At 54.6% G+C, this 19,204-nt stretch carries 17 protein-coding genes; 4 read left to right on the forward strand and 13 right to left on the reverse strand.

The window, feature by feature from the left end; translation table 11 throughout:
- Positions 1-140: 140 nt before the first annotated feature.
- On the reverse strand, positions 141-1,277 hold the full coding sequence (locus ACTHTY_RS03995) for an FUSC family protein (RefSeq protein ID WP_440366539.1): 1,137 nt from the start codon (positions 1,275-1,277) through the stop codon (positions 141-143).
- Positions 1,278-1,431: 154 nt separating this feature from the next.
- On the opposite strand from ACTHTY_RS03995, the gene rnhB reads away from it, so the two are divergent.
- Positions 1,432-2,025, forward strand: coding sequence for a ribonuclease HII (gene rnhB, locus ACTHTY_RS04000; RefSeq protein WP_188212876.1), 594 nt, complete (start codon positions 1,432-1,434; stop codon positions 2,023-2,025).
- Positions 2,026-2,082: 57 nt separating this feature from the next.
- Here rnhB and ACTHTY_RS04005 read toward each other — a convergent pair whose 3' ends face one another.
- Positions 2,083-3,087 carry a quinone-dependent dihydroorotate dehydrogenase gene (locus tag ACTHTY_RS04005; protein ID WP_440366540.1) on the reverse strand — a complete coding sequence of 335 codons (1,005 nt, stop codon included), beginning with the start codon at positions 3,085-3,087 and terminating at the stop codon, positions 2,083-2,085.
- A 249-nt stretch (positions 3,088-3,336) separates the two neighbouring features.
- Between ACTHTY_RS04005 and ACTHTY_RS04010 the strand changes: the two genes are divergently transcribed.
- Positions 3,337-5,346 carry an OPT family oligopeptide transporter gene (locus ACTHTY_RS04010; protein WP_107868214.1) on the forward strand — a complete coding sequence of 670 codons (2,010 nt, stop codon included), beginning with the start codon at positions 3,337-3,339 and terminating at the stop codon, positions 5,344-5,346.
- A gap of 347 nt (positions 5,347-5,693) precedes the next feature.
- On the opposite strand, the gene waaA is transcribed toward ACTHTY_RS04010, so the two are convergent.
- From waaA to ACTHTY_RS04060, 10 genes are all read right to left on the reverse strand, one after another.
- A complete protein-coding gene (waaA, locus tag ACTHTY_RS04015) occupies positions 5,694-6,956 on the reverse strand; it encodes a lipid IV(A) 3-deoxy-D-manno-octulosonic acid transferase (protein ID WP_440366541.1) in 1,263 nt (420 codons plus the stop codon).
- A 138-nt stretch (positions 6,957-7,094) separates the two neighbouring features.
- Positions 7,095-7,526 carry a plastocyanin/azurin family copper-binding protein gene (locus ACTHTY_RS04020; protein ID WP_070590107.1) on the reverse strand — a complete coding sequence of 144 codons (432 nt, stop codon included), beginning with the start codon at positions 7,524-7,526 and terminating at the stop codon, positions 7,095-7,097.
- Positions 7,527-7,694: 168 nt separating this feature from the next.
- The gene (locus ACTHTY_RS04025) at positions 7,695-8,462 is read right to left on the reverse strand and encodes an ABC transporter ATP-binding protein (RefSeq protein WP_440366542.1); all 768 of its coding nucleotides are present in this window, start codon (positions 8,460-8,462) and stop codon (positions 7,695-7,697) included.
- 10 nt (positions 8,463-8,472) lie between these two features.
- Positions 8,473-9,519 (reverse strand): FecCD family ABC transporter permease, encoded by a 1,047-nt coding sequence (locus tag ACTHTY_RS04030; RefSeq protein WP_004519102.1) that lies wholly within the window; start codon positions 9,517-9,519, stop codon positions 8,473-8,475.
- 117 nt (positions 9,520-9,636) lie between these two features.
- Positions 9,637-10,752, reverse strand: coding sequence for an ABC transporter substrate-binding protein (locus ACTHTY_RS04035; protein ID WP_070843609.1), 1,116 nt, complete (start codon positions 10,750-10,752; stop codon positions 9,637-9,639).
- Positions 10,753-11,265: 513 nt separating this feature from the next.
- Complete coding sequence (ptsP, locus tag ACTHTY_RS04040; protein WP_440366543.1) at positions 11,266-13,029, reverse strand: phosphoenolpyruvate--protein phosphotransferase; 1,764 nt, start codon at positions 13,027-13,029, stop codon at positions 11,266-11,268.
- Positions 13,029-13,298: an HPr family phosphocarrier protein gene (locus ACTHTY_RS04045; protein WP_003683718.1), complete on the reverse strand. Its 270-nt coding sequence runs from the start codon at positions 13,296-13,298 to the stop codon at positions 13,029-13,031. Before ACTHTY_RS04045 ends, ptsP begins: the two co-directional genes overlap by 1 nt.
- Positions 13,299-13,347: 49 nt before the next feature.
- Positions 13,348-13,776 (reverse strand): PTS sugar transporter subunit IIA, encoded by a 429-nt coding sequence (locus tag ACTHTY_RS04050; RefSeq protein ID WP_049344952.1) that lies wholly within the window; start codon positions 13,774-13,776, stop codon positions 13,348-13,350.
- A gap of 57 nt (positions 13,777-13,833) precedes the next feature.
- On the reverse strand, positions 13,834-14,397 hold the full coding sequence (locus tag ACTHTY_RS04055) for a hypoxanthine-guanine phosphoribosyltransferase (protein WP_070646501.1): 564 nt from the start codon (positions 14,395-14,397) through the stop codon (positions 13,834-13,836).
- A 114-nt stretch (positions 14,398-14,511) separates the two neighbouring features.
- The gene (locus ACTHTY_RS04060; RefSeq protein WP_440366544.1) at positions 14,512-16,041 is read right to left on the reverse strand and encodes an ABC transporter permease; all 1,530 of its coding nucleotides are present in this window, start codon (positions 16,039-16,041) and stop codon (positions 14,512-14,514) included.
- A gap of 233 nt (positions 16,042-16,274) precedes the next feature.
- On the opposite strand from ACTHTY_RS04060, the gene ACTHTY_RS04065 reads away from it, so the two are divergent.
- Both ACTHTY_RS04065 and pdxA read left to right on the forward strand, forming a co-directional pair.
- Positions 16,275-16,805: a cytochrome b gene (locus ACTHTY_RS04065; protein ID WP_003747948.1), complete on the forward strand. Its 531-nt coding sequence runs from the start codon at positions 16,275-16,277 to the stop codon at positions 16,803-16,805.
- Between the two features lie 158 nt (positions 16,806-16,963).
- Positions 16,964-17,965 carry a 4-hydroxythreonine-4-phosphate dehydrogenase PdxA gene (pdxA, locus tag ACTHTY_RS04070; RefSeq protein ID WP_440366545.1) on the forward strand — a complete coding sequence of 334 codons (1,002 nt, stop codon included), beginning with the start codon at positions 16,964-16,966 and terminating at the stop codon, positions 17,963-17,965.
- A 191-nt stretch (positions 17,966-18,156) separates the two neighbouring features.
- On the opposite strand, the gene ACTHTY_RS04075 is transcribed toward pdxA, so the two are convergent.
- On the reverse strand, positions 18,157-19,152 hold the full coding sequence (locus ACTHTY_RS04075; RefSeq protein ID WP_296116357.1) for a S49 family peptidase: 996 nt from the start codon (positions 19,150-19,152) through the stop codon (positions 18,157-18,159).
- Between the last annotated feature and the right edge of the window lie 52 nt (positions 19,153-19,204).

Below are 19,204 nucleotides of genomic sequence, written 5' to 3' on the forward strand. Positions count from 1 at the left end.
TATACGGCATTTATTGCGAATTGCGGATGAATTGATGGAAAGGCCGTCTGAACCATTGGGTTTCAGACGGCCTTTCTTGTTAACCGTGTAATCAGCGGTTAATTCGTTTTTATTTTGTGAGTTTGTGTTTTTCAGACGGCCTATTGTTGTTCCGGATCGGTATCGTTGCGCAGGTGTTCTTTCAAGCGCAGTAATTCTTTTTTGTCCAACCATTTATTGCGCGAACGTTGCAACAGAATCACCAATGCGGCGATTTCGTTGCGCATATTGGTGCTGAGCCAGAGGAAGCCTTGCCAGTCGTAATGCAGGCGGGCGGCAGGTTTGCTTAGTTCGGTATTGAGCGAAGTATCGATGCGGATGCGGCGGGCGTAGTGGCCTTTGATGAGGCGGACGGTCAGGCGCAGTTCGCGTTGGAGTTGGTTGAAATGGCGGTCGAGCAGGCGGATTTCGCTTTCGTTGAGCGTGGGCGCGCGCAGTTTGGCGGCGGTGGTCAGGAGCAGCTCGGTGGTGTTGACGATTTTGCGGTGAGCATGCTGCATGGCTTCCATCATATTGTTGCTGATGTGGCTTTCGCCGGATGTGGCGGCCAGATGGCTGCGGCTTTTGACCATACGGGCGTTGATTTGGCGCATTTTAATCATGTTTTGCTCCAAACGCTCGCGCGTCATGCGCTTGCCGTTGCTGATTTCGGCAATCATTTTGGCGCAGTCGGTGAGGTTGTCGGCAAGCATGAAGCGCCACATCAGGGTGGAGCGCAGGGGCAGGAGTTTGGCGGCGGCAATGGCGATGGCGGCACCAATCAAAACGTTCATGGCGCGCATCAGGCCGCTGTCGAGCCAGTGGTGGCTGCTGTCGCCGATGAGCATGCACATGGTCAAACCGGCAAGCATAGCGACATAACCATTTTTGCCGACTGCCGACCAACCGGCCACCGCGCTGGCGGCACCGATAATCAGATAGAAGAAAACGCCGTCTTGCAAATAATGCTGATTCAACCATAAAACGGCCAACCCAACACCCAAACCGATGGCCGTACCGAGCATGCGTTCGACCGCTTTGGAGTAAATCGCGCCTTGGAATTGCAGCATGCCGAGGACGACAAAGACGGTCATGCCGATCCACTCACCGTGTTGCAGGTGGAAGACTTTGGCCAACAGGGTGGAAAACACGATTGCCAAGCCGAGGCGGAAGGCGTGGATATGGCGGCGATAGCGGTAGCGTTCGTAGGCGTTGAGCCAGCGTTCGGAAAAATGAAGGCGTTCGGATTGGGCAGGCATGTTGTAAGACGTATCGGTATGTGGGGATGTAAATTATAACTGATTGGTAAAGCAGATGAAATTTGAACTGCTCCCCAACGGTTTGAACTATTGCAGAATTTCTCTGCCGCAAGCAGATATAATGGCGGCTTTGAATCAGACAGGCGGTAAAGAAATGGCGACGGTTTTAAGCGCAGGCGTGGACGAAGCGGGGCGCGGCCCTTTGGTCGGCAGCGTATTTGCGGCGGCAGTGATTTTGCCGGAACATTTTGACCTGCCGGGTTTAACCGATTCAAAAAAACTGAGCGAAAAAAAGCGCGATATGTTGGCGCAGATGATTAAGGAACAGGCGGTTGCGTGGAGCATTGCCTTTGCCGACCCCGACGAAATCCTGCGACTGAACATCCTGCACGCAACCATGGCGGCGATGAAGCGCGCAGTCGAGGGGCTGTCGGTTGTGCCCGACAAAGTGTGGATAGACGGCAACCGCGTGCCGAAAGATTTGAATGTCCCTGCCGAAGCCGTGGTCAAAGGCGACAGCAAAATCATCGAAATTTCCGCCGCTTCGGTTTTGGCCAAAACCGCGCGTGATGCGGAAATGTATGAATTGGCGAAACGCTATCCGCAATACGGGTTTGACCGCCATAAAGGCTACGGCACGGCGCAACATTTGGCCGCGTTGAAACAATACGGCGTATTGCCGGAACATCGCCGCGATTTCGCACCGGTCAAAACCTTATTGGCACAAGGCAATCTGTTTGAAGAATGAAAGCATACAAAAGGCCGTCTGAAAGATTTCAGACGGCCTTATTTTTTTAGGAAAGTATTATTTCAACGCAGCCAAACACTCTTTAATCAACTCAGGGCCGCGATAAATCAAACCGCTGTACACCTGAACCGCACTGGCTCCCAAGCGGATTTTTTCTGCCGCATCCGTGCCGTTCATGATGCCGCCGACGCCGATAATCGGCAGCTTGCCGTCAATGCGTTCCGCCAAAAGTTTCAACACCTGATTGCTTTTCTCACGAACGGGCAAACCGCTCAAGCCGCCTTGTTCGCCTGCGAGCGGATGGCTGCCCAAGCTTGATTTGTCGATGGTCGTGTTGGTGGCGATGATGCCGTCCATTTCCACAGATTTGACCACATGGGCGATGTCGTCGATTTGCGCTTCGTCCAAATCCGGCGCGATTTTGACCGCCAGCGGTACATATTTGCCATGCGCGGCCGCCAGTTGCGCCTGTTTGTTTTTCAAGGCTTCCAACAATGCGCTCAACTCGTCGCCGCCTTGCAAGGCGCGCAGGTTTTTCGTATTGGGGGAGGAAATATTGACCGTGATGTAGCTCGCGTGGGCGTAGGCTTTTTCCAAACAAATCAGATAATCGTCGGCCGCGTTTTCAATCGGCGTAACGGCATTTTTGCCGATGTTGATGCCCAAAATGCCTTTAAAGCGGCTGTTTTCAATGTTGCGGATCATCGCGTCGATGCCGTGGTTGTTGAAACCCATGCGGTTGATGATGCCTTGGTGTTCGGGAACGCGGAAAAGACGCGGCTGCGGATTGCCCGGCTGCGGCTTGGGCGTTACCGTGCCGATTTCGACAAAGCCGAAGCCCAGTGCGGCAAACGCATCGATACACTCGCCGTTTTTGTCCAAACCTGCCGCCAAGCCGACCGGATTGGGCAGCTGCAAACCCATCAGCTCGATTGGCCGGGTGTGGCTGTCCACCTTGGGCAGCAGGCCGAGTTTCTCGATAGAACGCAAACTGTTGAGCGTGAAATGATGGGCATTTTCTGCATCGAAGCGGAACAGGATGGGGCGGACGAGTGAATACATGGCGGCGGCTTTCTGAACGGTTGATGAATTTGGCGTTATTTTACCTGAAACCATCAAACTGCCCCAAACGTCTGTATCGATATGATTTTATTGTTTGGCGTCAAATGAAAATAAATAGGGCTTTTGCGTGTAGTCGGATAGTTCATTAAAATGGTAAGAGAGAGGCTTTTCAGACGGCCTGATGGATGTATCAAAAGGCCGTCTGAAAAGTTTTGATTTGATTGTTTACCTGATACAGGAAGATTTTTTATGAAACAGGCGGTTGATCCTTATGCGAGTTTCCGTGAACTAACGCTGCGGGGGATGATACTCGGCGCGTTGATTACGGTGATTTTTACGGCATCCAATGTGTATTTGGGCTTGAAGGTGGGTTTGACTTTTGCGTCTTCGATTCCGGCTGCGGTAATTTCGATGGCGGTTTTGAAGTTTTTTAAAGGCAGCAATATTCTGGAAAATAATATGGTGCAGACTCAGGCTTCGGCTGCGGGTACGCTCTCCAGTATTATTTTTATTTTGCCGGGTTTGCTGATGGCCGGTTATTGGGCAGGCTTTCCGTTTTGGCAGACTACGCTGCTGTGTATGTCCGGCGGTATTTTGGGCGTGATTTTCACCGTGCCTTTGCGTTATGCGATGGTGGTGAAGAGCGATTTGCCTTATCCGGAGGGCGTGGCGGCGGCCGAGATTTTGAAGGTCGGCGACCATGATGCGGACCAACAGGAAGGCGGCAGCGGTATCAAGGAATTGGTGTCGGGCGGCGCTCTGGCCGGTTTGATGAGCTTCTGTGCAAGCGGTCTGCGCGTGGTGGCGGACAGCGCGAGCTTTTGGTTTAAAGGCGGCGCGTCGGTGTTTCAAGTGCCGATGGGCTTTTCGCTGGCTTTGTTGGGCGCGGGCTATTTGGTCGGCCTGACCGGCGGTATCGCGATTTTGCTGGGTATTTCGATTGCCTGGGGTGTGGCCGTGCCTTATCTGTCGGCGCATATTCCGCAACCTGCCGATATGGAGATGATTCCTTTTGCGATGTCTTTGTGGAAGGAAAAAGTCCGTTTTATCGGCGCGGGTACGATCGGTATTGCGGCTATTTGGACGCTGTTGACTTTGATGAAACCGATGGTCGAGGGTATGCGCCTGTCTTTCCGCAATTTCGGCGGTGCGCAGATGACCGAACGCACGGAACAGGATTTGTCGCCTAAGGCGATGATTGCCTGGGTGTTGGCGATGATGCTGGTGTTGGGCGTGTCTTTCTTCCACTTTATCGGCGACTCGCATATTTCCGGCGGTTTGGCTTGGCTGTTGGTGGTTGTATGTACGCTGCTGGCTTCGATTATCGGCTTTTTGGTAGCCGCGGCTTGCGGTTATATGGCCGGTTTGGTCGGTTCGTCTTCCAGCCCGATTTCGGGTGTGGGCATCGTCTCGATTGTCATTATTTCTCTGGTGTTGCTGTTAGTCGGCGAATCCGGCGGCTTGATGGCGGACGAGGCAAACCGCAAATTCCTGCTGGCGTTGACGTTGTTTTGCGGCGCATCTGTGATTTGTGTGGCTTCGATCTCCAATGACAACCTGCAGGATTTGAAAACGGGTTATCTGGTAAAAGCGACGCCTTGGAAACAGCAGGTTGCGCTGATTATCGGCTGCGTTGTCGGTGCATTGGTGATTTCGCCTGTGTTGGAGCTTTTGTATGAAGCCTACGGCTTTACCGGCGCAATGCCGCGTGAAGGCATGGATGCGGCCCAAGCCCTTGCCGCGCCTCAGGCAACTTTGATGACCACCATCGCCCAAGGTATTTTCTCGCACAATCTGCAATGGGATTATATTTTTACCGGCGTGGCCATCGGCGTGGCGTTGATCGCGGTCGATTTCACATTGCGCAAATCCTCCGGCGGCAAGCGCGCCTTGCCGGTATTGGCCGTGGGCATGGGCATTTACCTGCCGCCGTCTGTGAATATGCCGATTGTGATCGGCGCGGTATTGGCGGCTGTGTTGAAATCCGTTATCGCTCGCCGTCAAGAAAACCGTGAAGGCCGTCTGAAAAATGCGGAACGTATTGGTACGCTGTTCTCCGCCGGTTTGATTGTTGGCGAGAGCCTGATTGGTGTGATTATGGCGTTTATCATTGCCTTCTCCGTAACCAACGGCGGTTCGGATGCGCCTTTGGCCCTGAACTTAGAAAACTGGGATACGGCCGCCAAATGGCTGGGCTTGGCGTTTTTTGTCTTCGGTATGTTCGTGTTTGCACGCCGCGTGTTGAAAGCAGGACGTTAAGTTTGCAGGTTGAGAAAAGGCCGTCTGAAACCCAAAAAATTGGGGTTTCAGATGGCCTTTTTAGTGAGAATTTGTTTGGAATGATTTTAGGAAGTTTGGGTATAATTATCGCGGGGCTGGTAGCAAAAAAGCCCCATTGCAGTGGGGCTTTGTGCTGAAACCGCCCTAGAAAGGATGGTTTCAATCATGAAACATACCACTCGCACGGGTCGTTCATGGCTGAGACTGCGAACAGTCGTTAGGATTATCTTAACCCTGTTCCTGCTCTTAGTCAATTAAACGGCTGAAAACAAAAAACTGTTTTTCAGTTTCCGCCTGTTTGTCATGAACAGGCGGTTTTTTATTGTTTAACGCTGATTCAAACAATCTGCAATCGCTTTGGCAATTTTGGCACTGGCGCCTTGATGTTGCGAAATGAATTGCTCGGTGTGGCTGATCAGCTGTTGGCGCAGCGTTTCGTCGTCGAGATATTGGCGCGTGGTTCTGTACCAGGCTTCGGCGGTTTCGACGCGGACGGCGGCTTTGGCTTCGACTGCGCCTTTGCAGGCTTGGGCGAAGTTGTAGTTGGAGTAGCCGAAGAGGGTAGGGACGCGGCAGGAGATGGGTTCGATGATGTTTTGGCAGCCTGCATCGACGAGGCTGCCGCCGACGAAGGCAATGTCTGCGCTGAGGTAGTAGGCGGCAAGTTCGCCCATGCTGTCGCCTATCCAAACCTGTGTATCGGGGGAAACGGGTTGTCCGTCGCTGCGTTTTTGGACGGTATAACCAAGTGATTTGGCGGTATCGTAGGCCGTCTGAAAGTTTTCAGGGTGGCGCGGGACGATGACCAGCAAGGCATTGCCGCGGTAGCCCTGCCATGCTTTGAGGAGCAGCTCGGCTTCGTCTGTGCCTTTGTACACGCGCGTGCTGGCGCAGACGACGACGGCTCGTGCGCCGATGCGTTCTTTAAAGGCGGCGGCAAGCGGACGCAGGTCGTCGGGGGGCGCGATGTCGTATTTGGTGTTGCCGCAGACGTGGACGTTGGATGCGCCGATGAGGTGCAGGCGCTCGGCATCGGCGGCGGTTTGGGCAAAGCAGCCGGAGAGGCTCTGCATGGCAGGCTCGACCAGCTTGCGGATTTTGAGGTAGCCGCGTTGGGATTTTTCGGAGAGGCGAGCGTTGGCCAAAAAGAGGGGAATGCCTGCTTCTTGGCAGCCGTGCATTAGGTTGGGCCAGATTTCGGTTTCCATCAAAATGCCGCAGATGGGGCGGTGTTCGGCTAAAAATCGGGCGACCCATTCGGATTTGTCGTAGGGCAGGTAACGGCATTGCGCATCGGGGAATAGGGATTGTGCGGTGGCGCGGCCGGTCGGCGTCATTTGGGTAATCAAAAACGGCGAGTCGGGAAAATGGCGGCGCAATGCCTGGACTAAAGGTTCGGCCGCACGCGTTTCACCGACGGATACGGCGTGTATCCAAATCGGGCGTTGTACGGGATTGGGATACGCCTGCCCGAAACGCTCGCCCCAATGCTCGAGATAGGCTGGGGATTTGAGGGCGCGGCGGCGCAGGTGGCGGCGGATCAGGAAGGGGGCGAGGTGCCACAGCGTGGCGTAAAGGCGGCGTATCATGCTTACGGGTCTTGTGTCGGAATAGGCCTATTTTATCGGAAACTGAAACGGAAGATATAGCTTTGATGCGTGTTTTACGCAAAGGAAACAGGCCGTCTGAAAGGTTTCAGACGGCCTTTGATGCAGGCATAAACGCGTTTACTTCACTTGCGCCATGTATTTTTTCAGACGGCCTTTGCTCTGCATGGCGCGGTTTTCCATTTCATCGACAACGGCTTGCGCTTTGGCTTTGTTCACCGGTTTGCCGACCTGAATCACGCCGCTCATGTTCATCATGCGGTGTGGCGGGCAGGTATAGACATACACGCCTTCTTTGTCGAGTTTGAGGGTGAAGTCTTTACCGTCTTCGGAGAGGAAGTCGGCAACGCCGTCGGGCAGGGCTTTGCTTTGTACCCAGTGGCCGCTGTTGGCGGCTTTGAAGGTAACAGTATCGCCGACTTTGGCGTTGACGTAGCCGGGTTCGAACACCATGCTGCCGTCTTTGCCGTTGTCGAGCATTTTGACTTCGTGGTTGGCGGCGTATGCGCTAAGGGAAGCGGTCAGCATCAGGAGGAAGAGGGATTTTTTCATGGAGAAAGTCCTTTCTAAGGATAAAAAATATGGGGCGGGCTGATGAGTCGGAGAGGCAAGCCTTGGGCTTACCGCCCTCTCCCTAACCCTCTCTCGCAGGAGAGGGGATAAGTTGCAGGGAGTTTGCAGGCCGGATGCTCAAATCCGACATTTGCAGGAGCGGTTAAGTTACGCACTCTTCCGCATCGGGCGGATAACGGGCAGGCCTTTGCTGTCGTACAAAAGCTCGATGTCCACTTTGTACAATCTGCCGATCATGTCCGCCTGTAACACGTCCTGCGGCGCGCCCTGCGCCTGTACTTTGCCTTCGCCGAGCAGAATCACGCCGTCTGAAAACTGCGCGGCGAGGCTCAAATCGTGTAAGACCATCAACGTAACCAGATTGTGTTCGTGCGTGTATTGCACCACGCGTTCTAAAAGATTGAGTTGATGGTGCATATCCAGCGCGCTGACCGGTTCATCCAGCATCAGGATTTCGGGTCGGCGCAGCATGACTTGGGCAAACATGACGAGCTGCCGCTGTCCGCCGGAAAGCCGCATGACGTCGCGGTGCGCCAGATGGCCGATGCCCAGCTCCGCCATAATACTTGCGGCTTCGTGCAGCAGTTCGTCGCCGACGTGCATATGCAGCGCGTCCATGCGGCCGAGCAACACGACTTCCAGTGCGGTCAGCGAGGCTTCGGCGGCGGTGTCCTGCGGCATATAGCCTATGCGTTTGCGCCAGCTTTGCAGGTGGATTTTGCTCAACACTTCGTTGCCGTAGCGGATGGTGCCTTTGTGCGCCACTTCGCCGAAAATCGTTTTCATCAGCGAGGATTTGCCCGTGCCGTTCGGGCCGAGCACGGAATAGACTTTGCCTTGTTCCAGCGTCAAATCGATATTGTCGGCGACCACATAATCGCCGCGCCGGATGTGTACGTTTTCAAGTTTCAACATTTCAGACGGCCTATCGTTTCGTTAATACAATCCAGAAGAAGAACGGCACGCCGACAAACGACGTAACAATCCCCACCGGAAACAGCGCGCCCGGGATAATCACCTTGGACAACACGCTCGCCACCGACAAAAACGCCGCCCCCGCCAGCATCGCGCCGGGCAGGAAGAAACGTTGGTCTTCGCCCAAAAGAATCCGCGCCACATGCGGCGCAACCAAGCCGATAAAGCCGATGACGCCGACAAAACTGATGGCCGTCGCCGTCATTACCGCCACCAACACCAGCGTTTTCAGACGCAAAAATTGCAGATTGATGCCCAGCCCGACGGCGCGTTCCTCGCCCAAGCGCAGCGCAGTCAGCTTCCACACATCGCGCGAAAGCAGAAACACGCATACCGCCGTAACCGCCGCCGTAACGATGACTGTTTCCCAAGTTGCCTTGTTCAAACTGCCGAACAGCCAAAACAGAATCTGCTGCGAAATCTCAGGCGCGGCGATAAACTGAATCAGCGACAAAATCGACTGAAACAGAAACAATAGCGCAATCCCCACCAGCACCAACATCGCCGAATTGAAGCGGCGTGCCGAGGCAAACAGAAACAAGATGCCCGAAGCCAGCATGGTCATCACAAACGCACCGATGGGAACGGCGACCGTTTCAGGCAGCCCGAAACCGCCGAACGCAATCACCGCCGACGCGCCCAAACCCGCCGCCGCCGCCAAGCCCAGCGTATAAGGGCTGGCCATCGGGTTGTTCAGGAGCGTTTGAATTTCCGCACCGCCGACACCTAAAGCCGCACCGACTACCAAGGCCATCACCGCAATCGGCAGGCGCAAATCCATCACAATCAGGCGGTTCATTTCATCGACTTCGGGTTTGCCCAGCAAAACATTGACCACTTCGCCGACGGGCAGCGTGTCCGTCATCGCAGGGCCGGTGGCGATGTCGAATAGGAAACTGACCGCCGCGATGACTAAAAACATCAACACAATCAACCAACGCTTGCCTTCCAACTTGCGCTGGTTTTTCACAATCTCGGCGACAACCGAATCATTCATGTTTCAAACCTTTAAAAAAGAGTGTTGTGAAAGGGGAGAAACAGGTTTGCCTTTTTCTTCCGCAAAAATTTCAGACGGCCTTCCGATTTAAAAGGCCGTCTGAAAATCTAAATTACCTTATTGTCCTTTCGGATAGAGGTAGAACGTGCCGTTCGGTACGACGGGCAGGTTTTGGCGGTAGAAGTCCAGATAGGTCTTCTCAGGGTTGAAATCCTTAAACAACTGCGGATAAATCGCTTTGGCCATAAACTGAATCGACGCGCTGTCGGACAGCGTGCGCGAGTTGGCGTGGTAGGCGGCGTAGAGGCGGTTGTTTTTAATCGCAGGCAGGTTGGCCCAGCCGGCGCGTTTGGCAAAGCCTGCCAAGCGTTTTTCCGCTTCGGCTTTTGGAATGCCCCAGCCCATCACCATGGCGGCAGGGTTTTTCTTCAATTCGGTTTCGCGGCCGGTAATCACGATCACGTCGGGTTTGGCGGCGAGGACTTTTTCAGGATTGATCGGGCCGTAGAATTCGACCGAAGAAGCGGCGATATTGTTGCCGCCGACCAGTGTCGCCATCGAACCCCACATGCTCTTGCCGAAGGTAACGCTGTGTTCGGCAGGGCCTTTGTTGCCGAACTCGATATAGACTTTAGGCTTGGGCAGGTTGGCTTTTTGCACGCGCGCTTGGATGGTGTCGGCAACGCGTTTGTAGTCTGCCGCCAGCTTGTCGGCTTTTTGCTGCTGGCCGGTCAGCGTGCCGATAAGCTTGGTCGATTGGACGTGTTTGGCCACCGTTTGCGCGTTGTAGTCCAACACGACGATGGGGATGCCGGCCTTGTTGATGCGGTCGAGATCGGAACCCAAAGCCTTGTATTGCCATTCGGCCAAAACCAGCAAATCGGGTTTCAGTGCCAATACTTTCTCAATCGAAAAAGTGCCGACTTCCACTTCGCCCACGTCGGTCAGCTGATTCAGTTTAGGCACGGCTTTGCTGAACGCCGCCCAGCTTGGCGGCGCCCAGTCGGCCCAAACTGCTTTGGAAAAACCAACGACGTTGTCCAGCGCGGTTTTGCCGCCGATGGCCATGTAGTCTTGGTAGTAGAAGCCCAACACCACGCGCTTGGCAGGCAGGTCGACAGTTACCTTACGGCCGAGGATATCGGTCAGCTGAACGGGTTTGGCAAAAGCGGATACGGAGCCGACTGATAAAGCGGCGGCGGCAATCAAAGCAGAAAGTTGCGTAAATCTCATGAATCATTCCTTTAAAATATGATGATAATTACTATCTTTTTATAAATTTACAAGGTATTGAATCTTTTTTCAAGCGAATGTAGGGATAGACATATTTCGAAATAAAAAGTTTCATCATTAAAACGAAGGGATAGTGTTTATATAGGGCTTGGGTGTACTGAAGACCTAGTAAAAAGGAATGATATGGGGTGCCTAAAGCCATAGTGGGCAGTAGCTGGAATGGATAGGTAAAGGGTTTTTTATTGCAAAAAATAAAAGGTATCCGGTTGAAAACAAGGCCGTCTGAAACCTTGCAATCAGGGTTCAGACGGCCTTTGGTGGAGGCATAAAAGTTTTATTTCACTTGCGCCCTATATTTTTCAGACGGCCTGTAAGTAGTGTTTGGGAAAAGTGAAAAAGGTTGGTTTTTGAAATGGCGAAATAGGGAAGAAGAGGGCTTGAGGGAGAGTCGGGCGTAAACCCAAAATGGGACGAATAAAAGGGCGTGTATCGAAACACGCCCTTTTTAGAGATTCAGACGGCCTGTGATTCCGCCTGTTCGCTTTGGTTGAGGATTTTAATCAGTTTTTCAGCTTTTTCCGGGTCTTCGCAGCGCAGGATTTTGGCGGCATCGTTTTCGAGATGGCCGGTGTGGCTGTGCAGGATGATGTTTTTAACCGAAAGCAGGTTGTTGGGGTTCATGGAGAAGCGACGCAGGCCCATGCCGAGCAACAGTCGGGTGAAGACGGTATCGCCGGCCATTTCGCCGCAGATGGATACGCCTTTTTCCATGCGGTTTGCCGTGCGGATGATGTGTTGCAGCGTTTTGAGGACGGCAGGGTGGCCGGGTTGGTAGAGGTGGCTGACGCTGTCGTCGCCACGGTCGACCGATAGGAGGTATTGAATCAGGTCGTTGGTGCCGATGGAAACGAAGTCGACGAGCTTGAGGATGCTGCCGACGGTCATGGCGGCGGACGGGATTTCAATCATGCAGCCGATGCTGACCGGGCCGAAGGTTTCGCCGCGTTCGGTCAGTTGGCGTTGGGCCGTGTCCAGATGGATAAGGCATTGGCGCACTTCGGAAATGGACGTAATCATCGGCCACATCATGCGTACGGGGCCGTGGGCGGCGGCGCGGAGGATGGCGCGCATTTGGGTGCGGAACATGACCGGCTCGGCGAGGCACAGGCGGATGCCGGTCAGGCCGAGTGCGGGGTTGAGGCTGCCGTTGGGCGTGCTGTTTTGGCCGAACCAGCGCGGATTTTTATCGACGCCCAAATCGACGGTGCGGATGGTGATGTTTTTGCCTTTGAGTTTTTTGACGATGCCGGCATAGACTTCGTATTGTTCGTCTTCGGTCGGCATGTTGTCGCGGTTGAGGTAGAGGAATTCGCTGCGGAACAGGCCGACGCCGTCTGCGCCGAAGTTGTGCAGGGCTTTGATGTCTTCGGCGGATTCGATGTTGGCGAGCAACTCAATGTTGATGCCGTCGGCCGTGGTGGCGGCGGTTTTTTTGATTTTGTTGAGTTCGCGCTTGTGGCTGCGGTATTCGCGGGCGAGGCGGCGGTATTCGTTGAGGACAACTTCGTCGGGATCGATGATGAGGACGCCGTTGATGCCGTCGACGATGACGATTTCGTTTTCGGTAATGAGTTTGCGGGCGTTATGCAGGCCGATGACGGACGGGATATCGAGGCTGCGGCCTAAGATGGCGGTGTGGCTGGTCGGGCCACCGGCATCGGTTACGAAGGCGGTAATGTGCTGCTCTTTGAATAGTACGGTATCGGCAGGCGAGAGGTCGTGCGCGATGAGGACGGTGTCGTCAAACAGGTTGCCGGCGAGGTTGATTTCGTTGCTTTGTCCGACAAGGTTGTTGTGGATGCGGCGGACGACTTGGAGCATGTCCTGTTTGCGTTCGCGCAGGTAGTCGTCGTCGATGCTGTCGAACTGGGCGGCGAGTTTGTCGCTTTGTTGTTTCAATGCCCATTCGGCGTTGATTTTCTGCTCGCGCAAAATGTCGATGGGTTCGCGCGAGAGGGTGACGTCGGTCAGCAGCATCAGGTGCAGGGAGATGAACGCGCCCAATTCGGTCGGGGCGTTTTCGGGAATCGCGCCGCGCAGCTGTTCCAATTCTTTGCGCGTGGCTTTGATGGCGTTGTCGAAACGGGTAACTTCGGCATCGAGCTTGTCGGGATCGATGTCGTATTGGGGGACTTCCGTTGTGCCGCGCGTGATGAGGTGGGCGTGGCCGATGGCAATGCCTTTGCCCGCGGCCACCCCGTGTAGGACGATGCTCATTATTCGCCCTCGCCGAAGTAGTCGTTGATGAGGTCGGTCAACGCCTGCATGGCGGCGGCTTCGTCTGCGCCTTCTGTTTCCAGCTCAATCACGGTGCCTTTGGCGGCGGCCAGCATCATCAGGCCCATGATGCTTTTGCCGTTGACGCGGTTGCCGTTTTTGGTGACCCAGACTTCGCTTTGGAATTGGGAGGCGGTTTGGGTGAATTTGCTGGAGGCGCGCGCGTGCAGGCCGAGTTTGTTGATGATTTCGATTTCTTGTTTGAGCATGGATGTCCCCTAAATGTAATGTTCGTAAAGTGAATGTTTTCAGACGGCCTTAGCCGTGTTCTTTGCACACCAGGTCTTCAGGTGCGGATGTAATGGCGAAAATGCCCCGGATGGCGGCTTCTTTGACGGTTTCAGTGAAGTCGGAGAGGTTTTCGGCTTGTGATGAGTATTGGATGGCTTTAATCATCATCGGGGCGTTGAGGCCGGTCAGGATGGCGGATTTGTTTTCGCGCACCAGCCGGCGTGCGGCGTTGCATGGGGTTGCACCGAAGATGTCGGTCATGATCAGCACGCCGCGGTTGTCGGGAAATTCCTGCAATGCGGCGATAGCGTTGTTGATGATGTCGTTTTGATCCTCGTCGGGCTGTACGCCGAGGATGTGGAGATTTTCGGGGAAGCCGTTGGGAAAGAAATGATCGGCCAAACCGCGATAGGCTTCACCTATGGTTTCATGTGTAATGATTAACAAACCTATCATGATGTGTTCCTAGCATGGGGTTGAGGCCGTCTGAAGATTTTTCAGACGGCCTTTGTTTTATTTATTGTTTAAGGCGTAGATTTCGCCGAGGTTGCGCCAACAGCCGGCGGCGTCCATACCGTAGCCGAAGACGTAGCGGTTGGGCACGTCCAAACCGACATAATCGGCTTTGGTTGGTTTTTCTTTGTCGATCAGTTTGTTGGCAAACACGGCCGCACGGCAGCTTGCCGCACCCATTTCCAACAGTTTTTCCTGAATGGCGGCCATGGTGTGGCCTTCGTCTAAAATATCGTCCAAAACGACTACATGACGGCCTTTGATTTGCTCGGGGTCGGGCATGCGTTTCCAGTTGAACGCGCCGCCTGCGAGTTTGTCGCCGTAGCGGGAAACATGGACGTAGTCAAAGTCCAAAGGGAAGCGCAACAGCGGCAGCAGCTGCCCTGTAAACACCACCGCGCCACCCATCACAGGCAGGAGCAGGGGGTATTTGTCGCCCAAGTCGCGGGTAATGTCGTCGGCAACTTTTTGCAAGGCCGCACGGCATTGTTCTTGGCCAAACAGCAAGTCGGCATTGTCCAGCATGGCTTGGGTTTCAAGGCGTTTGGTTTCTAAGTCGGTCATGATAGGTCGTGTTGAGTGCGGTTAAAAACAAATTATATAGCGGATTCAATCAATTTTCGATACAAGGCGCGGCAATAGTGTGGTGAAAGTGAAGGGAATTTAAGCAGATCATGTTCAGACGGCCTTTTGTCCTTCCGCTTCGTCCACCAGCAAAAATGCCGTCAAAGCCAAAGCGGTCAATATCGCCGTCAACACCATCGCCCGTCCGTAATTGTCCGCACCGGCGCGTCCGAGATAATCGTAAATCAAAGTGGTCAGCGTCTGCCATTCGGGGCGAGACAGGAACAATGTGGCCGCAAATTCGCCGATACACGTTGCCGAAGCCAAAGTCAGGCCGCGCCGCAAGGCCGGTTTCAATAAAGGCGCGGTTACATAATAGGCCGTCTGAAAACCGTTTGCGCCCATAGTACGCGCCGCCGCCGCGTAATCTTTGGGCAAACCGTCCCATGCGGCCAATACGTCTTTGGCCACAAACGGATACGCCAACAGCGCGTAAGTCGCCGTCAGCAGCCACAGCGAAGCCGTCCACTGCGGATAGAGCAGCAATACGCCAAACGCGATGCACACGGGCGACACCATAAACGGCAAAAACATCAGCGCGCGCAACCACGCCATTTGCCGTGCCGCCGCCGCATACAGTACGCCCAATACCGTCGCCGCCGCCACGGCAGCCGCAGAGAAACGGATAGTGTTCCACACTGCCGTCCAAGTCTGCGCTTCAAACAAAACCGACCACGAAGAGCCTGCCGCTGCCGCCTTGAGCCACACCGCCACCAAAGGCAGCAGGCAGCACACTGCCAACATGGCCAATACCGTTGCCGTCAGCCATTTTTCCCAAGCCCGTACCGGCGCGCGCGGAGGCAAAGGCGAGACCGACTTATCCACAGCCACGCGCTTGCTCCAATACGCATACAAACCGCCTGCCGCCGCCGTGACCGCCAGTACCAGCCACACCAGCACCGACGCACGCGCCATGTCCAACTCATACGCTACCAGCCGGTAGATTTCCACTTCCACCGTTGCAAAACGTTCGCCGCCGAGCAGCAAGGCCAGCCCGAAGCCTGAAAAACAATATAAAAACACCAGACACGCGCCACCGGCAACCCACGCACGCACCACCGGCCATTCGACCCAGACAAACCGCCGCCACGCGTCCGCGCCCAAAGATTGCGCCGACAGCAACCGCGCCTGCGGCACACGCACAAATCCCTGATACGCCGAGCGCACCAAAACCGGCAGGTTGAAAAACACGTTGCCGTAAATCAGCAGCCACGGCGTGTCCTGCCAACCTGCCGCCAGCATGCCGTGTGCGCCAAACAAGGCCAGCACGCCCATGCCCGCGACCAAAGTCGGCATCACAAAAGGCAGCATCAGCAGGCGCAAAACCGTGCGCCGTCCGGCAAAGTCCATCCGCGCCAGCACCCATGCCGCAGGCACGCCCAAAGCCGTTACCAAGACACAGGTCAAAACCGCCTGCGCCACCGTCCAGCCCAAGCGCAGGCGCATATAGTCATCAGCCACTACTTCCGCCCAAGCGCCTTCGCCGTCGTAAAACGCCAGTGACAGCAAAGGCGCGGCCACCATGACTGCCAAGAAACCCAAAGGCAGAAGCAACAGCGCAAACCGCCGAATCCAAACCTGCATCGATGCGTACCCGAGAATAAAAACGCCTATTTTAGCCCGAGTTCGGCATAGAAGGTGGTATTCCTGCCCTTGTTTTCAGACGGCCTGTGCAGCTTTACGGATAAAACCGCCGTTTCTTCAAATTTTCCAAACATTTACGAAATCTCTTCAAAAAGGCAACATAATTGTTTGGGCATTTTTGTTACAATGCCGCCGATTCAAAAAACCAAACAAATCAAAAACAAGGAAACATTATGACCGCTACACGCCCACAAACCTACGATGCCGTCGCGCGCGCGTTGCACTGGCTGACCGTACTCGGTTTCATCGGCATCCTCTCCACCATTACCGTTTGGACCATCTACGATGGCGAAGAATGGGTCAAATCGCTCTTCGGTGTGCATAAATCCATCGGTTTCATCACGCTGCTGGTGATTGCCGTGCGCATTGTTTGGGCTTTGCTCAATGCGTCCAAACGTCCTGCCGCCGACAGCTTTGCCGCCAAAGCAGGCCACCTTGCCCTTTACGTCCTCATGCTTGCCGTTCCCGTTATCGGCATGATCCGCCAATACGGCGGCGGCCGCGGCCCGTTGAAAGTATTCGGTGTCGAAGTGATGCAGGGTTCGCCTGAGAAAATCGAATGGATGTCCAACCTCGGCAATATGGCGCACGGCAAACTTGGCTGGCTGCTCTTCGCGCTGGTCGCCGGCCACATCGCCATGGTTGTTGTCCACCGCATTCAAGGCCACGACGTTTTATACCGCATGATCGGTCGTCGTTCTTAAGTGTAAAACGGTAAACAGCCAAGGCCGTCTGAAAACAGTTTGACTAAGCAAAAACTGTTTTCAGACGGCCTTTTTGTATTTGTGTTAATCTGAAAAAAGTAGGGCAGGCATTTTGCCTGACTGTTGTCCAAATACTGTAACCCGTACCGAGAAACACCATGACTGCTCCCATTCTCGCCATCACTTCCGGCGAACCGGCCGGCATCGGCCCTGACATCTGCCTCGATTTGGCTTTCGCCGACCTTTCTTGCCGCACCGTTGTTTTGTGCGACAAAAATCTGTTGGCACAAAGGGCCGGACAGCTCGGCAAATCCGTCATCCTGCGTGATTTTCAAGCCCAAGCGGCTGAACCGTTGCCCAAGGGCGAACTCGAAGTCCTGCATATTCCTTTAGATGCCGAATGTCGGGCGGGCGAACTCAATCCTGCCAATGCCGCGTATGTCCTCCGGCTGCTGGATACGGCGTATCAAGGCATTTCAGACGGCCTGTTTGCCGGTATGGTGACCGCGCCGCTGCATAAAGGCATCATCAACGATGCCCACGCAGGCAACGGCTTTTTCAGCGGCCATACCGAATACCTCGCCGAAAAAAGCCATACCGAACAAGTCGTCATGATGTTGACCGGCGGCGGCCTGCGTGTGGCGTTGGTCACCACCCATCTGCCACTGAAAGACATTTCCGCCGCCATCACGAAGCCTTTAATCGAGTCGGTTGTCCGCATTCTTGAACACGACCTGCGCCATAAGTTCGGCATAGCCAAACCGGTCATCCTCGTTACCGGTCTCAACCCCCACGCCGGCGAAGGCGGTCATTTGGGACACGAAGAAATCGACACCATTATTCCGGCGCTTCATGCCCTGCAGGCCGAGGGCATAGACGCGCGCGGCCCTTATCCGGCCGATACCGTGTTCCAACCCTTCTTGCTCAAAGATGCCGATGCCGTCCTCGCCATGTATCACGACCAAGGGCTGCCGGTGCTCAAATACGCCGGTTTCGGCGAAGGCGTGAATATCACCCTCGGCCTGCCCTTTATCCGCACTTCCGTCGACCATGGTACTGCCTTGAACTTGGCAGGCACAGGCAAAGCCGACTCCGGCAGCCTGATGACCGCCGTCCTCGCCGCGCTTGATATGGCGCACAATATGCAGCAGGCCGTCTGAAGCGTGAAGGTTTAATCGTTCGCAGGCGTAATGTGTTCCTGTAACAGCATCATCAGGGAACATCTGCCTGCTGATTTGATGAAGCCGATGGATGTTTGGACAATAATCAGCGTTTTATTGGAAAAACCATATCAAAAGGCCGTCTGAAACCCCGATGTTTAGGGTTTCAGACGGCCTTTTGGTTTTTTGGTTTACCAAATTTCAGACAAAGTTTCTTTGACTTTGGCCTTCACTTCCGCACCGAAGCGACGGCTGAGCATTTTGCTGAAATCGTCTTGCGGCGTGTAGTTGACCAGCTCGGGGGCTTTGACAACATCGCGGGCAACGCTGTAAATGCTGCCGAAGTCGTCAATCAGGCCGACCTGTTTGGCTTCTTTGCCGGTATAGATGCGGCCGCTGAAAACATCGGGATACTGTTTGTCTTTCAACCTTGCGCCGCGGCCGAGTTTGACGGCTTTGATAAATTCTTGGTGGATATCACCCAACATGGTTTCCCAAATTTGGGTTTGCGCCGGGGTTTCAGGTGTGAAAGGGTCACCCATGCCTTTGTTGCTGCCGGCGGTTTTCAGACGGCGTTTGACACCGGCTTTGTCCATCAGGCCGGTAAAGTCGAAACCGCCGCCGATCACGCCGATGCTGCCGACAATACTGGAAGGGTCGGCGTAAATTTTGTCGGCTGCGGCGGCAATGTAGTAGCAGCCGGAAGCGCACATGTCTTCGGCAACGAGGTAAACAGGGATGTCTTTGTGTTCGGCTTTGAGGCGGCGGACTTCGTTAAAGGCTATGCTGGACACGACAGGCGAACCGCCGGGGCTGTTGGCGCGAATGATGATGGCTTTGGCGTTACCGTTTTCGTAGGCGGCTTCCATGCTATCGCGCAGGATTTGGACTTGGTCGTCGATGTCGTTGCCGATTTCGCCGGTCAGGTCGATAACGGCGGTGTGTTCGCTGCGGGCTTGGACCGACGTGGTTTTTCCTTCTTCTTCCGCAAGGCCGAAGATCAGGCTGAGGAAGATGAGGACGGCGACACCGCGCCAGATATTGCGCCAAATGCGGGCGCGGCGTTGTTCTTGGTAGGCGGCAAGGAGGACTTCGCGCAGGGTGTTGCGCTCCCAGTTGTCGACGGGGGTGGAGGCTGAAGAGGGTGTGTTTTGGGCATCGCCTTCACGGTGGATTCGGTATTGCATGATGTGATGTGCTTTCTTGTAGGTCGTCTGAATGTTCAGACGGCCTTATCGG

Source organism: Neisseria sp. P0019.S002 (assembly GCF_051957155.1).
GTDB classification, from domain to species: Bacteria; Pseudomonadota; Gammaproteobacteria; order Burkholderiales; family Neisseriaceae; genus Neisseria; species Neisseria perflava.